This window comes from Rhodococcus sp. 14-2483-1-2 (assembly GCF_002259405.1).
In the GTDB taxonomy this organism is placed as follows: Bacteria; Actinomycetota; Actinomycetes; order Mycobacteriales; family Mycobacteriaceae; genus Rhodococcoides.
The window spans coordinates 130,474-143,072 of sequence record NZ_NPFW01000008.1 but is presented as its reverse complement, the minus strand read 5'-3'; the positions used below and the strand labels follow the sequence as shown (position 1 = coordinate 143,072).

General features: G+C 66.1%; 14 protein-coding genes. 7 read left to right on the top strand and 7 right to left on the bottom strand.

What is annotated here, in order from left to right; all coding sequences use genetic code 11:
* Window positions 1-100 precede the first annotated feature (100 nt).
* Window positions 101-343, top strand: a complete 243-nt coding sequence (locus CH295_RS08600) for a hypothetical protein (protein ID WP_230596480.1) — start codon at window positions 101-103, stop codon at window positions 341-343.
* On the opposite strand, the gene CH295_RS27745 is transcribed toward CH295_RS08600, so the two are convergent.
* A complete protein-coding gene (locus CH295_RS27745) occupies window positions 340-507 on the bottom strand; it encodes a hypothetical protein (RefSeq protein WP_170945821.1) in 168 nt (55 codons plus the stop codon). The genes CH295_RS08600 and CH295_RS27745 overlap by 4 nt on opposite strands.
* Before the next feature lie 253 nt (window positions 508-760).
* Between CH295_RS27745 and CH295_RS08595 the strand changes: the two genes are divergently transcribed.
* Window positions 761-1,651 (top strand): SGNH/GDSL hydrolase family protein, encoded by an 891-nt coding sequence (locus CH295_RS08595; protein ID WP_230596479.1) that lies wholly within the window; start codon window positions 761-763, stop codon window positions 1,649-1,651.
* A gap of 62 nt (window positions 1,652-1,713) precedes the next feature.
* On the top strand, window positions 1,714-2,355 hold the full coding sequence (locus CH295_RS08590) for a LysE family translocator (RefSeq protein ID WP_094740403.1): 642 nt from the start codon (window positions 1,714-1,716) through the stop codon (window positions 2,353-2,355).
* On the opposite strand, the gene atzF is transcribed toward CH295_RS08590, so the two are convergent.
* The 5 genes from atzF to CH295_RS08565 are packed head-to-tail and all read right to left on the bottom strand — an operon-like array spanning window position 2,305 to window position 8,981.
* Window positions 2,305-4,038 (bottom strand): allophanate hydrolase, encoded by a 1,734-nt coding sequence (gene atzF, locus CH295_RS08585; protein ID WP_094740402.1) that lies wholly within the window; start codon window positions 4,036-4,038, stop codon window positions 2,305-2,307. The genes CH295_RS08590 and atzF overlap by 51 nt on opposite strands.
* A complete protein-coding gene (locus CH295_RS08580; RefSeq protein WP_094740401.1) occupies window positions 4,028-6,037 on the bottom strand; it encodes a 5-oxoprolinase/urea amidolyase family protein in 2,010 nt (669 codons plus the stop codon). The genes atzF and CH295_RS08580 overlap by 11 nt, the downstream gene beginning before the upstream one ends.
* Window positions 6,034-6,666, bottom strand: a complete 633-nt coding sequence (locus tag CH295_RS08575) for an urea amidolyase associated protein UAAP2 (RefSeq protein ID WP_170945820.1) — start codon at window positions 6,664-6,666, stop codon at window positions 6,034-6,036. Before CH295_RS08575 ends, CH295_RS08580 begins: the two co-directional genes overlap by 4 nt.
* Entirely contained in the window at window positions 6,648-7,430 is a 783-nt protein-coding gene (locus CH295_RS08570; protein ID WP_037195094.1) for an urea amidolyase associated protein UAAP1, read from the bottom strand. The genes CH295_RS08575 and CH295_RS08570 overlap by 19 nt, the downstream gene beginning before the upstream one ends.
* 3 nt (window positions 7,431-7,433) lie before the next feature.
* On the bottom strand, window positions 7,434-8,981 hold the full coding sequence (locus tag CH295_RS08565) for an amino acid permease (protein WP_037195092.1): 1,548 nt from the start codon (window positions 8,979-8,981) through the stop codon (window positions 7,434-7,436).
* A 187-nt stretch (window positions 8,982-9,168) separates the two neighbouring features.
* On the opposite strand from CH295_RS08565, the gene CH295_RS08560 reads away from it, so the two are divergent.
* Genes CH295_RS08560 through CH295_RS08545 form a run of 4 tightly spaced genes read left to right on the top strand, consistent with a single transcriptional unit; the run spans window position 9,169 to window position 11,798 of the window.
* On the top strand, window positions 9,169-9,870 hold the full coding sequence (locus CH295_RS08560) for a TetR/AcrR family transcriptional regulator (RefSeq protein WP_037195090.1): 702 nt from the start codon (window positions 9,169-9,171) through the stop codon (window positions 9,868-9,870).
* Complete coding sequence (locus tag CH295_RS08555) at window positions 9,867-10,532, top strand: SDR family NAD(P)-dependent oxidoreductase (RefSeq protein WP_094740400.1); 666 nt, start codon at window positions 9,867-9,869, stop codon at window positions 10,530-10,532. Before CH295_RS08560 ends, CH295_RS08555 begins: the two co-directional genes overlap by 4 nt.
* 14 nt (window positions 10,533-10,546) lie before the next feature.
* On the top strand, window positions 10,547-10,987 hold the full coding sequence (locus CH295_RS08550) for a cupin domain-containing protein (protein WP_094740399.1): 441 nt from the start codon (window positions 10,547-10,549) through the stop codon (window positions 10,985-10,987).
* Window positions 10,980-11,798 carry a spermidine synthase gene (locus CH295_RS08545; RefSeq protein ID WP_094740398.1) on the top strand — a complete coding sequence of 273 codons (819 nt, stop codon included), beginning with the start codon at window positions 10,980-10,982 and terminating at the stop codon, window positions 11,796-11,798. Before CH295_RS08550 ends, CH295_RS08545 begins: the two co-directional genes overlap by 8 nt.
* On the opposite strand, the gene CH295_RS08540 is transcribed toward CH295_RS08545, so the two are convergent.
* Entirely contained in the window at window positions 11,795-12,571 is a 777-nt protein-coding gene (locus tag CH295_RS08540) for an IclR family transcriptional regulator (RefSeq protein ID WP_170945819.1), read from the bottom strand. The genes CH295_RS08545 and CH295_RS08540 overlap by 4 nt on opposite strands.
* Window positions 12,572-12,599: the final 28 nt, after the last annotated feature.

The window sequence follows — 12,599 nt, the reverse complement described above, 5'->3', positions numbered from 1 at the left end:
CGTCGAGGCTGCCAGAGGTCGATGTAAGCGCGGATCTACCGCTTGAACAGGGCGTTCACTCGAGGTCTACTGGTCGGTAAGAATCGAGCCGGGGGGGCATGTGGGGCACTTCGAGATCGGCGAGACCGTGATCACGGTCCGCAACCTGGGACATGTGCGATGGCGCAGCGGAATTCCTAAAGGGACCGTGGGAATCGTCGTCGGAATCGATTGGCTCGGTGACGCTCGCGTGAACTTCACCGTCGACGAGTCGATGCTCACCCGAGGTGAGACGGTGGAACACATCGTCGCCGACGGCGACGTCCGCACGCTGCGGGCCGCTCCCCGCCGTCTGATCGGCTAGTTGCTGTCGGTTCGCTCGTCGTCGGTCGCGGGACCGGTTTCGATCGCTCCGCCTTCGCTCGACCAATCGTTGTCTTCCGCCGCTGCGGCCGGATCAGACGTCACGTCTTCCTTGGCGGCGGGAGCAGTGTCGTCGTTCTTCGAGTCGTTGTTGTGGGTAGTCATGACTCCGGGGTACCCGCGCGGAACCGAAGCAATCGTCGGCCCCGCGCGGGCGGGCGTTCCGGCGGTCTCTACAGCCCGAAGGGCAGCGTTCCCGGTGCCAGCTCGAAGCCGCTGCTGCCAGCGGAAATGGAGCCGAAGCCGCTGAGGATCTGGTTGATGAACGCGGTGATCATGTAATTCCTCTGTTCGATGCGATGGACGTTCTGTCCTGGACAACCAGGTCGAGGTTACCGGCAGCTGTAGCGTCGAAGCTGTGAGGAGCCAGGGAATTCTCGTCGGTCTTGCTGTGTCCGCCTGTGTACTGGCGGGCTGTTCGTCGGACTCTTCGGTGCCGGAATCGCCTGCTCGGCCGTCGGAAGCCCCGGCTTCGGCAAACTACGTCGCGTTGGGTGACTCGGCCGCATCGGGCCCGCGAATCCCCAACCAGGTCGGCGCACCGGGATGCCAGCAGTCCGACGCCAACTACCCGCACGTACTCGCCGAGGATCTGGCCGTCGGTTCTTTCGTCGACGTCACCTGCTCGGGTGCCGTCACCGAGAACATCGTCTCCACTCCGCAGGGAACGTCCAGTGGCGAGGTTCCGCTGCAACTCGACGCAGTGACCCCCGAGACCGATCTGGTGACCGTCACGATCGGCGGCAACGACATCGGGCTGGTCTCGACGGCCGTGCAGTGCCTCACCTTCGCGGACACCTCCGCCACCAACGTCTGCAAGGACCGCCTCACCGCAGGTGGCGTGGACACCGTCGCCGCTGCCATTGCAGACAAGGCCCCCAGCTGGGGTGCGATGCTCGACGCGGTGGCCGAGCGTGCGCCCGACGCGCGGATCCTGGTTGTCGGCTACGGCACCTATCTGCCGAGCGGTGGCTGCTTCCCCACTCAACCCATGCTGCCCGAGGACGCCGACTACATCCAGGGCAGCATCACCGCCATGAACGAGGCCCTGCGGACGCAGGCGAACGAGCACGGAGCGGAGTTCGTCGACACCGAGCCGTCGAGTGTCGGCCACGATGTGTGCGTGGCTCCGGACCAGCGGTATTTCGAGGGCGTCGTCCCGCAGAATCCCGCTGCGCCGCTGCACCCGACGGCGGCGGGGATGGCAGCCATCGCCGATGCGGTGGCCTCTGCAGTGCGTGCCGGGTAGGGAACCACAAAACCGTAACTGGCTCTTCTCGAGCGGGACGGTCGACGTGAAGTCTTGACCGCATGGTCTCGTATTCCGCAGTTCTCGGAGTGTTCGCTGTGGCTCTCGCGTTGGTGCTGACGCCGGGGCCGAACATGATCTACCTTGTCTCGCGCAGCATTTCGCAGGGCCGACGAGCGGGAATGGTGTCGCTTTCCGGAGTCGCGATCGGCTTCCTGATCTATCTGACGGCCACCAATCTCGGCCTGGCCGCGGTGTTCACCGCCGTGCCCGCGCTGTACACGGCGGTCAAGCTCGCCGGCGCGGCCTACCTCGCCTGGTTGGCGGTGCAGGCCTTGCGCGGCACGGTGTCGGCCTTCGAACCGACCGAGCTGCAACAGGATTCGACGGGGCGGCTGTTCACGATGGGATTGGTGACCAACCTGCTGAACCCGAAGATTGCGATCATGTACATCTCGGTCATCCCGCAGTTCGTCGATCCCACGGCCGGACACCTTCTGCTGCAGGGATTCACGCTCGGCGGCGTGCAGATTGCCGTGGCGGTGGCGGTCAACCTGGCGATCGTGGTGCTCGCCGGTTCGATCGCGCAGTTCCTGGCCGTTCGCCCGACGTGGCTGAGAGTGCAGCGCTATCTCATGGGTACGGTGCTCGGACTACTTGCGGTGCGTGTCGCCATCGACGGCAGCAGGCCCGTCTCCGCGTGAGCGGTAGGCCCGCCAGCCGCCGAATTCGGTGATGTCGGTTCCGTTCTCGGCCGCGTCGTGTGCGCAGCAGAACCCGGTGACCCAGCGACCGTCCGACAACTCGACCGGACCCAGACCCATCGGTGACGGTAGCCCGGCGAGGAACGTGCCGAGCGCCGCAGCGGACATGCGGTAGAGCTCCCCGGAGATGGGAGCGCCGTCACCCGCGCGCCGTACCAGACCGGGCTTGGGCGGTGTGGTGTGCAGATCCACGAGTCGGTAGTCCGCAGAAGTGGTCACCTCGCCGCTGAATCGCGCGCCGCGATCGGTCAATTGGTGATGCACCGGAAAACCGCGCAGATGGGCACCGACGGCCAACACCTCGATGCCGTCGTCGATCAACGACGGAGAAGCGATGCCACCCAGTCGAGCGGCGAGGTCGATCGCGACCTGATCCTCGAACGCGGGCACGACGAACATGACCCCGAACGGGGTGCCCTCGTGCGTCGGGGCACCGGGAACCGCCACCGCGGCCATGTCGAGCAGGTTGCAGAAGTTGGTGAACGTGCCGAGGCGTCGATTGATACTCATCGGATCCGACTGCACCGCAGCAATAGTGGGATGTTCGGTGGTGGTGGGCAACAGCAGGCCGTCGAACTCGCTCAGGAGCGTACGGACCGCTGTCTTCGCTCGCGCGAGGGCATCGAGATCGTCGACGTATCGGTGGGCGGACGGCTCGGCAGCCGAGCCGACGATCGCGGCCACCGTGGGATCGACACCGGCAGGAGCGGTGTCGAGAAACTTTCCGACGGCCGAATAGCGCTGCGCCACAATCGCTCCGTCGTACAGCAGTGTTGCAGCGTCGAGCAGGGCGGAGATGTCGACCTCGACGTGGGTGAACCCCTTGTCGGCCAGTCCCGCGACCGTGTCCTCGAATGCTCGACGGTATGCCGGGCTCAACGACGCCAAGTCCTCACCTCGGGGGATGGCAACGCGGGGATCCGGTGACGCGGCGAGCCGGACGTCGGCAGGCCAGACCCGGCTGCGTGGATCGGTTGCGGTGGGCCCGGCCATGACGTTCATCGCGGTCGTGGCAGTGTCGAGATCGTGAGCCAGTACGGTGACGCAGTCGTAGTCGGCGCACGCAGGAACGACGCCGGTGTTCGGCACGATTCCCAGTGAGGCCTTGATACCCACCAGGCCGTGGAAGGCCGCGGGAACTCGTCCCGATCCTGCTGTGTCGGTGCCGATTCCGATGTCCGCGATACCCAGTGCCACCGCGACGGCGGAGCCGGAACTCGAGCCTCCCGAGATCAGTGTTGGGTCCCAGGCGCAGCGCACCGCGCCGTAGGGGCTGCGGGTGCCGACCAGTCCGGTGGCGAACTGGTCGAGATTGGTCTTGCCCAGGACCAGTGCGCCCTGGCTTGTCAGTCGCTCGACGGCGACGGCGGATACCTCGGGTGTGTAGGCGAACTCCGGACATCCAGCGGTGGTGGGTAGACCGGCCACGTCGATGTTGTCCTTGACGGCGACCAGTGTGCCCGCGAGCGGCAGATCCGCACCGGCCGCGAGCGCCTCGTCGAGTGCGACGGCGTCGGCCAGCACGTCGTCCTCGTCGCGCAGGGTGATCCACACCTCGGGCCGATCGACCTCGGCGATCCGCTTGTAGGCCTGCAGAACTCGTTCTCGTACCTCAGGCAGCATCGATCTTGCCTCTCTTGTCGAATTCTCCGGCTGCCGACCACGCGTCCCGCTCGGCACCGAAGGCCACGGACTGAGTTGCGCGGAACTCGGCAATGGAGTCCGCGTTGGTCTCAAGAAAGCTTTCGTGCTCGGCGAGGGAGAACTCACCGTCGGTGATCTGTACTCCACCGCCGCGGCCGGCCGCCAGATCGGCGCGCAGGTCCATCAGTTCCTCGGGTTCGACCGGGTACCAGGAGATTCGGTCGAAGAACCGCAACAGCCACGGCGTTCCTTCCTCGAACGGCCCGCCGCTGTACGCGGCACTGTGGTTCCACACCTGCGTGGTTCGGCCGACGAACTGGTATCCACCGGGGCCTTCCATGCCGTAGATACACAGGTACGCTCCGCCGATACCGACGGCATTTTCCGGCGTCCAGGTGCGGGCCGGGTTGTACTTCGTCGTCACCAGGCGGTGCCGCGGGTCCAACGGGGTCGCCACCGGCGCGCCCAGGTACACGTCGCCGAGCCCGAGCACCATGTAGTCGGCGGCGAAGACAGTGTCGAACACGTCGGCCACCGAGTCGAGTCCGTTCATCCGCCTGATGAACTCGATGTTCCAGGGACACCACGGGGCATCGGCGCGCACACCGTGCATGTATCGCTGGATCGCTTCCCTGGTCGACGGATCGTCCCACGAGAGCGGCAGCCGAACCTGGCGGCTGGGAACCACGAGTTCCGAGGCTGCGGGCAAATCGTCCTCGACCTCGGCGAGCAGTCCCATCAACGAATCGATGGACAGCACATCGGGATTCACCTTCACCTGCAGCGAGCGGATTCCCGGTGTCAGGTCCAACAGGCCCCGGGGCGCGATGCCCTCGATCCGCTGGTGCAGGGCGTGCACTCGGGCTCGCAGCGCCAGATCGAGTTTCATGTCGCCGTACTCGACGAGCACGTTGTCGTCGCCCGAGCGGCGGTACGTGACGCACGTGTCGGCGTCGCGTCGGGCGATCACGCCGTCGTCACCGTCTCCGCCTGCGGAGAACACTGCGGGCAGCGATGCGCGGCGAGCGAGCCCGAGTGATCCCAGCGGCGCGGTGGCCGCGGCCTTCACGGGAACGAAGCGGATGGTGTCCCCCGGTCGCAGTTGGCCGAGCTTCCACCGTTCGGCTGCGACCACGGTGACGGGACAGACGAATCCGCCGAGGCTCGGGCCGTCGGGTCCGAGCAGGATCGGGGTGTCGCCAGTGAAGTCCAATGCGCCGACGCTGTAGGCGTTGTCGTGAATGTTGGACGGATGCAGTCCGGCCTCGCCGCCGTCGGCTCTGGCCCACTGCGGCTTGGGCCCGATGAGCCGGACTCCGGTGCGATCGGAGTTGAAGTGCACCTCGTAGCGGGTGGCGTAGAGGGTGTCGATGTCGTCGCGGGTGAAGAATTCCGGTGCGCCGTGTGGGCCTTCGGTGACGGCGATGTCCCAGTTGGACGTCAGCACCGGCAGGTGTTCCATGGGGATGGGCCCGAGGACGGCGGAATTGTCGGAGCGTCCGGCCAGGCCGATGACGTCGCCCTCACCGAGGGTGCCGCCTCGATGTCCGCCGAACTTGCCGAGCGTGAAAGTCGCTGCGCTGCCGAGATAGTCGTCGACGTCGAGGCTGCCCTGGATCAGCACGTACACCCGCAGACCCGACCCGGTGGTGGTGCCGACATCGAGGATGGCACCGGCGGGTACCAGAACGGGTTTCCACTGCGGGACCGGTGTGCCGTCGATGCGTACCGGTACCGCAGCACCGGTGACGCAGACGTAGGTGTCGGCGTCGAACGTCAATGCAGGCCCGGCCATGGTGGATTCGAGGCCGGGTGCGCCCTCGGGATTGCCGAGCGCGGTGTTGCCGAGCCGGAACGACAGATCGTCCATCGGCCCCGACGGCGGCACGCCCACCTTCCAGTAGCCGATGCGTCCTGGCCAGTCCTGCACCGTGGTGAGCATCCCGGGCCGGTGCACGGTCATCTTGGTCGCGGTCATGATCGCGTCACGATCATGCGCACTGCGGTGGGGTCGAATCCGTTGCAGGGGTTGTTGATCTGCGGACAGTTGGACACCAGCACCAGCGTGTCGATCTCGGCACGCAACGACAGCTTCTTGCCGGGAGCCGACAGACCGTCGACGATGCCGAGGGTGCCGTCGGCGTCGACGGGGACGTTCATGAAGAAGTTGATGTTGGGCACCAGGTCTCGCTTGCCGAGTCCCCACTTGGATCCCTCGATGAGGAAGTTCTCGACACACGCGTGTTGATGCTGGGTGTGGTGGCCGTAGCGGAGGGTGTTCGATTCCTTGGAGCACGCTCCTCCGACGGTGTCGTGATTGCCGACCTCGTCCTCGACGATCGTCATGATCGGCGTCGAATCATCGCTGCGTAGAACGGTTCCGGTGGTCAGGAACAGGTTCCGCTGCGCGGCGACGGTGGCGGGGGCCGAGTATCGGATCGAGTGATCGTGTGCGCCGTACATCAGTGTGTCGACGGCCTGATTGCCGTACAGATCGACGATCGTCAGGATGTCACCGGCCTCGACGACGGCGGACCAGGGGCCGAATGCGGGGGCGATCTCGTCTTTCACAATCACTGCACTGGTAGTCACTGTGCTGCCTTCCATGCGTCCTCGGTGTTCTGCACTGCGCGCTGGTACTCCGGTTCGGTGTTGTCGAGAGCGAGTAGCTCTTCCGGGGCACGCCACGCCAGCACGTCGAGGGTGGTGGTGGGGTACTCGGTGCTGGGGTCCAGTGGGTGAGCGGTGTTGGCCAGCAACACGATCACCGGCAGGTGGATGAGCAGGTCCACCGAGCGGCCCGGTCCGGCCGAGCCGGTGCTGACGAGGCCCCCGTCCGCGGCGACGGTGACGCCGTGGAAGAACGACAGGGACGGCGCGACGTCGCGTGGTTCGAGCCCGTGCTTGGCTGCGGCGAGGGTGAACAGTTCGCGTCCGGCCGGAGCCGACGAATGTGGTCCGCTGACTCCGTATTTCGCGGTGTTGGTCGCCGAGGACGTCGTGCCGCACAGTGCGTCGTGGCGACCGGAGGTGTCGTCGACGATGGTCGCCAGCACGCGGCCCTGGTCCGAGAGCAGGGGGTGGCCTGCACTCAGGTAGGCCTGCCACGGAACCTTGACGGTGTCGGCGGTGTTGAGTCGCTCCCACGGGGCGTCGGCGCGGTAGAGCAGCAGATTGGCGCAGGCGGCACCGTCGACATCGACGAGGCGTAGCCGGGTTCCGCGAGCGAGCACCTTGGTGGTGTAGCTGCCGCCGGGTACCGACTCGGCCCACGTGAGCTCCGAGATGCCCGCCGGTGCAGTGGGTGCCGGCGCGACGGTCGCTTGGGATCGTGCGTGTTCCTTGGCGGAGTACGTTGTTGCGGTGCTCATGGTTCAGGCTCCGATCGTCACGGGCTTGGGGTGGACTTTGCCGCGGGGCAGGCAGGCGATGCCGACCACGATCACGGCGAGGACGGTCAGTGGTGCGGCCCATCGCAGCAGTGGGAATTCGCCGGTGGGGTCGAAGATCTCGGCCCGCGGCCACGACAGGTTGATCACCATCAGGCCGCCGTAGAGAACTGCGGCGATGTTGACGGGCAGGCCGAGGCGGCCGAGGGTGAAGAGCTTCTCGCCGTCGCTGTCCTTCTGCACTCCGCCGTGCGGCCAGCCCTTGAGTCGCTGGATCAGCAGTGGGACGGTCACCATCATGTAGGCGAGGTAGATCAACACGATGCAGACGCTGGAGAGCGTGGTGAAGATCGCGGAGTTGCCGACGTTGACGGCCAGGATCGCCACGCAGGCCAGACCGATGAGCACCGACGGTGCGATGGGAGTTCCGGTGCGCGAGTTGACCTTCGCCAGCGCTGTCGAGGCGGGCAGGCGACCGTCGCGGGCCATGGAGAACATCAACCGAGAGGCCGCGGTCTGGATCGCGAGGGTGCAGATGAACACGGCGATCGCGACGTCGATGAGCAGGACCTTGCCCCACGGCGAGGTGAGGATCGAGTCGATGACGTACGGAAGTCCCTGCGTCGCAAGCTGACCGTCGGTCAGGCTGGGTGCGGCCATCAGAGCACCGACGATCATCAGGCCACCGCCCAGTGCCGATGCCGACAGGGCCAGGCGGATGGTGCGGGGCGCGACGCGTCGGGGATTGCGGGTTTCCTCGGCGAGTTCGCCCGCCGAGCCGAAGCCGACCATGACGTAGGCGGCCATCAGGCCCGAGACGATCCAGGCACCGATGTAGCCGGGATCCGCTCCGGCACTTCCGGTATCGAAGACGACCTGCGGTCCGCGCTCGGCGTGGGTGAAGAACACCAGCACGAGGGCGATGACGCCGACGATCTCGCAGGTCACACCGATGCTGTTGATGCGCGACATCCAGTTGACGCCGATGCAGTTGATGGTGGTGGTGAGTACCAGCAGAATCGATCCGAGCACAACGGCATTCGCAGCTCCGCTCGACGAGGTGAGTGCGGTGTCCTCACCGATGAACTGGAAGCCGCCCCAGATGCTGGGGAGTACGACCTGCAGTGCGATGGCGGCGGCGGAGGCAGTGACGATCTGCGCGATGATCATGAACCAGCCGGCGAACCACCCGACCAACTCTCCGCCCATACGCCGCGACCAGTGGTAGATCGCGCCCGAGATGGGATAGCGGGCAGCGAGTTCGGCGAAGTTGAGGGCCACCATGAACTGACCGAGAAACACCAGCGGCCAGGTGAGGAAGAAGGCCGGGCCGCCGAAGCTGAAGCCGAGGCCGAAGAGCTGGAAGATGGTGGTGAGGATCGAGACGAACGAGAAGCCGGCGGCGAACGACGCGTACTTGCCGAGGCTGCGGTGCAGTTGCTGGTCGTAGCCGAGGGCCGCCAGATCCGAATGGTCGGTGGTGGACGACGGTTCCGAACCCGCGCCGGGGGCCGGCAGTGTTGTCGAGCTCATGTTCTCTCCTACAGGCGAGGTGGGTGGTGAGTGACCGCCCGCTGCATCGCCGAGGCGGGTTTCTGTCAGTTGATAGTTTTCGGCACCGCCGTTCCCGGCCGGTGACCGTCGTGCAACAAGCTCGTTTCGTCTATTTCGATCAGATGACAGAAATCTCACCGACACGTCGACCTGACAAGATGAGGCCATGACCGGCGCAGGCAGACCCAGGCTGAGCACGAAGAAACGGCCCGGCGATACCGCTCGCGAGGAAATTCTGGACGCCTCGGCCGAGCTCTTCACCACCCGCGGCTTCACCAGTACGTCGACTCGCGTCATCGCCGACGCCGTCGGACTGCGTCAGGCCTCGCTCTATCACCACTTCGCCACCAAGGACGACATCCTCGACGCGCTCCTCAGCGGCACCGTCGATGCACCGCTGGCCGTCGCGCAGCGCATCCGCAGCGCCTCGGCCGATGCCGCAACCCAGATGTACGCGCTCGCCTTCTTCGACGCCGAGCAACTCGCCGCGTCCACCTGGAATCTGGGAGCGCTGTACCTACTGCCCGAGCTGCGCAGCGAGCGATTCGAGACTTTTCGCGACCATCGGTACACGCTGATGAGCCTGTATGCGGCTATCGCGTCGGACACTCTCGTTCAACTCGGTTCCGAGTGCCGACCTGGCACCGAGGACCTACCGTTTCGCCTGGTGGAGACCGTGGTGAATGCGCGGGCCGATCGGGAGAACGGGCGCGGTGACCCCACCGCCGACGCCGCGGGGATCGCCGCAGCCGCCGTGCGCGTGCTCGGTTGGGCCGGAGATGTCACTGCGCTGCACCGGAGTGCGGAGGCCCTGCTCGAGACGGTCGTCGGAATAGTCTTCGATCGTCGGTCCTTGCACGGGACATGACTTCCATAGCAATTGTCGGAGCAGGTGCAGGTCTCGGAGCAGCAGTGGCGCGCAAGTTCGGCGCGCAGGGCCATTCGGTCGGCCTGATCTCCCGCAACCAGGCTCGTGTCGACGTCCTCGCAGATCAGCTCGCTGCCGACGGTATCTCCGCGAAGGGCTTCGTCGCCGATGTGCGCGACCCGGCCTCGATCGCGTCGGCCTTGGAGCAGGTCACCGAAACGCTCGGTCCCATCGAGGTGCTGCAGTACAGCCCGCTTCCGCAGAAGGACTTCATGCGGCCCGTGCTCGAGACCACCCCGGCCGACATGGTCGGACCGGTCGAGTTCTCCATCTACGGTCCCATCGCCGCCGTCCATCAGGTCCTGCCGGGTATGCGATTCCTCGGCAAGAACAAGGGCACGATCCTGTTCGTCAACGGCGGCTCTGCCGTGAAGCCCGGTCGCACCGTCACCGGCACGTCCATCGCGTTCGCAGGCCAGGCAGCCTATGCGCAGCTGCTCAACGAGGAGTTGGCCGAGGAGGGAATCCAGGTGTCGCAGTTGATCATCGGTGGTGCCATCGACGGCAGGGATCCGAAGAAGAGCCCCGAGGCTCTCGCCGAGCAACTGTGGAGCCTGCACACCGAGCGCGACAGGTTCCGGGTTCAGGTCTCCACGGACTGACTAGGGTTGCGTGCATGACGTCGCTGCCCGACTGGGCTCTGAGCCTGGACCTCGCACCCCATCCCGAGGGTGGGTGGTTCCGCGAGACCTGGCGCAGCGAGGTCACGATCCCACAGACATCTCTGCCCGACGGTTATCCCGGCCCGCGGGCGGCAGGCACGGCGATCCTGTTCCTGCTCATGCCCGGTCGACAATCGGCGTGGCACACCGTCCGCGGCACCGAGATGTGGCTGTATCACCGCGGTAGTCCGGTGCAGCTCGACCTCGGTGGGGCCGGCGACGAGCCGGGCACCGTGACCTCGCTGCTGGTCGGACCGCAGTCGCCGCAGCAGATCGTGCCACCGTCGGTGTGGCAGCGGGCGCGTCCGATGGGCGACGAGCCGAGTCTGGTCAGCTGCACCGTCACCCCGGGATTCGATTTCGAGGACTTCCGGCTCGAGGACTCCCATGGGTAGGAAGCGGGAGTCCGCCGGGGGCCTGAAGCCCGGTCTGTTCGAAATCGATTCGGGCACCTGTGAATTGGTCCGTGACGCATTCTCCGACGACGGCTGGGTCGTCAACGTCAACGACGTCCCCAGCTCGCACATCGACATGAACGACCCCACCGTGCTCGAGTTCGAGTACATGCGGTGGATCTCGGGACTGGTTCGAGCGCAGTGGGATTCGACTTTTCCGCTGCGGGCGCTCCATCTCGGGGGCGGGGCGTGCACCCTGGCCCGCTCGTTCACCGCCGAATTCCCCGGTGCACGTCAGGTGGTGGTGGAGCTCGACGGCAAGCTTTCGGAGCTGGTGCGCGAATGGTTCGACCTACCGCGTGCACCGCTGCTTCGCATCCGCGTCGGTGAGGCACGGGCCGTCACCGAGACGCTCAACGAGAACAGTCGGGACCTGATCGTGCGAGATGTGTTCGCGGGAGCGGTCACTCCGGAGCCGCTACTGACTGCCGAGTTCACCGCGCATGTTCGACGCGTCCTCTCGCCCGGCGGCATGTACGTCGTCAATTGCGGTGACCGACGCGATCTCTCGCTCGCGAAGCAGGAGGCGGCGACTCTTCGCAGCGTCTTTCCGCATCTGGCGATCGTCGCCGATCCGGCGATGCTCAAAGGCAGGCGCTACGGCAACATCATCATCGCCGGCAGCGACGTGCCGATCGGGGATTCCCCGTCGTTGGCCCGCGAACTACTCGGCGGAGCGGTTCCGGCGCACGTGTGGTTGACCGAGCAGGTCGAGTCCTTCGCTCGCGACGCGCGAGTATTGAAGGATTAGGGCGCTGGAACGTTGCCCGCCAGGTCTTTCGCCAGTCGCTCGGCGGCCGAGATCAGCAGGGGTACGAACTGCTCGGCCGACTCCAGCGTGACCCGGGCGGTGGGCCCGGCGATGGACATCGCTGTGAGCGTCGGCGCACCGAGCACCGGTACGGCGAAGCAGCGCACTCCCACTTCCTGCTCACCGTCGTCGATGGCGTAGCCGCGTTCGCGGATCGTCGCGAGGTCCGCCAGCAGTGCGTCGAGGGTGGTGATGGTGTTGACGGTACGAGCGGCCATGCCGAGCCTGCCGACTATGGCGCGGACGGCGTCGTCGTCCAACTGCGACAGCAGTGCCTTGCCGACGCCGGTGGAATGCGGCAGGACGCGCTGGCCCACCTCGTTGAACATCCGCATCGCGTGTTCGGACGGCACCTGCGCCACGTAGACCGCCATGTCGTCCTCGAGGAAGGCCATGTTCGACGTCTCGTGGGTTATCCGGACCAGCTCGGCGAGGTACGGCTTCGCCCATCCGCCGATCAGCTTGCTTGCGCTGTCACCCAGGCGAATGAGTTTGGTGCCCAATGCGTATCGACGGGACGGCAGTCGCCTGACGTAGCCGAGAGACACGAGGGTCCCGATCAGTCGGTGCACGGTCGGCATCGGCAGATCGGTACCCTCGGCCAGTTCGCTGATCCCGATGGATCCTCCCGAGGCGGCCATGATGTCGAGCAGCTCGAACGCGCGCTCCACGGACTGCACCCCGCCACCTGCCGCCACAGTCCCACCTCGCATGCTCGTAGCTCCTACCGATCTCGATAGA

Bases quoted from the DNA above. Each gene is read 5' to 3' on its own strand.
- CH295_RS27745 (WP_170945821.1), bottom strand. From the start codon at position 507: ATGACTACCCACAACAACGACTCGAAGAACGACGACACTGCTCCCGCC.
- CH295_RS08590 (WP_094740403.1), top strand. From the start codon at position 1,714: ATGGTCTCGTATTCCGCAGTTCTCGGAGTGTTCGCTGTGGCTCTCGCG.
- atzF (WP_094740402.1), bottom strand. From the start codon at position 4,038: ATGCTGCCTGAGGTACGAGAACGAGTTCTGCAGGCCTACAAGCGGATC.
- CH295_RS08580 (WP_094740401.1), bottom strand. From the start codon at position 6,037: ATGACCGCGACCAAGATGACCGTGCACCGGCCCGGGATGCTCACCACG.
- CH295_RS08575 (WP_170945820.1), bottom strand. From the start codon at position 6,666: ATGGAAGGCAGCACAGTGACTACCAGTGCAGTGATTGTGAAAGACGAG.
- CH295_RS08570 (WP_037195094.1), bottom strand. From the start codon at position 7,430: ATGAGCACCGCAACAACGTACTCCGCCAAGGAACACGCACGATCCCAA.
- CH295_RS08565 (WP_037195092.1), bottom strand. From the start codon at position 8,981: ATGAGCTCGACAACACTGCCGGCCCCCGGCGCGGGTTCGGAACCGTCG.
- CH295_RS08560 (WP_037195090.1), top strand. From the start codon at position 9,169: ATGACCGGCGCAGGCAGACCCAGGCTGAGCACGAAGAAACGGCCCGGC.
- CH295_RS08555 (WP_094740400.1), top strand. From the start codon at position 9,867: ATGACTTCCATAGCAATTGTCGGAGCAGGTGCAGGTCTCGGAGCAGCA.
- CH295_RS08550 (WP_094740399.1), top strand. From the start codon at position 10,547: ATGACGTCGCTGCCCGACTGGGCTCTGAGCCTGGACCTCGCACCCCAT.
- CH295_RS08545 (WP_094740398.1), top strand. From the start codon at position 10,980: ATGGGTAGGAAGCGGGAGTCCGCCGGGGGCCTGAAGCCCGGTCTGTTC.
- CH295_RS08540 (WP_170945819.1), bottom strand. From the start codon at position 12,571: ATGCGAGGTGGGACTGTGGCGGCAGGTGGCGGGGTGCAGTCCGTGGAG.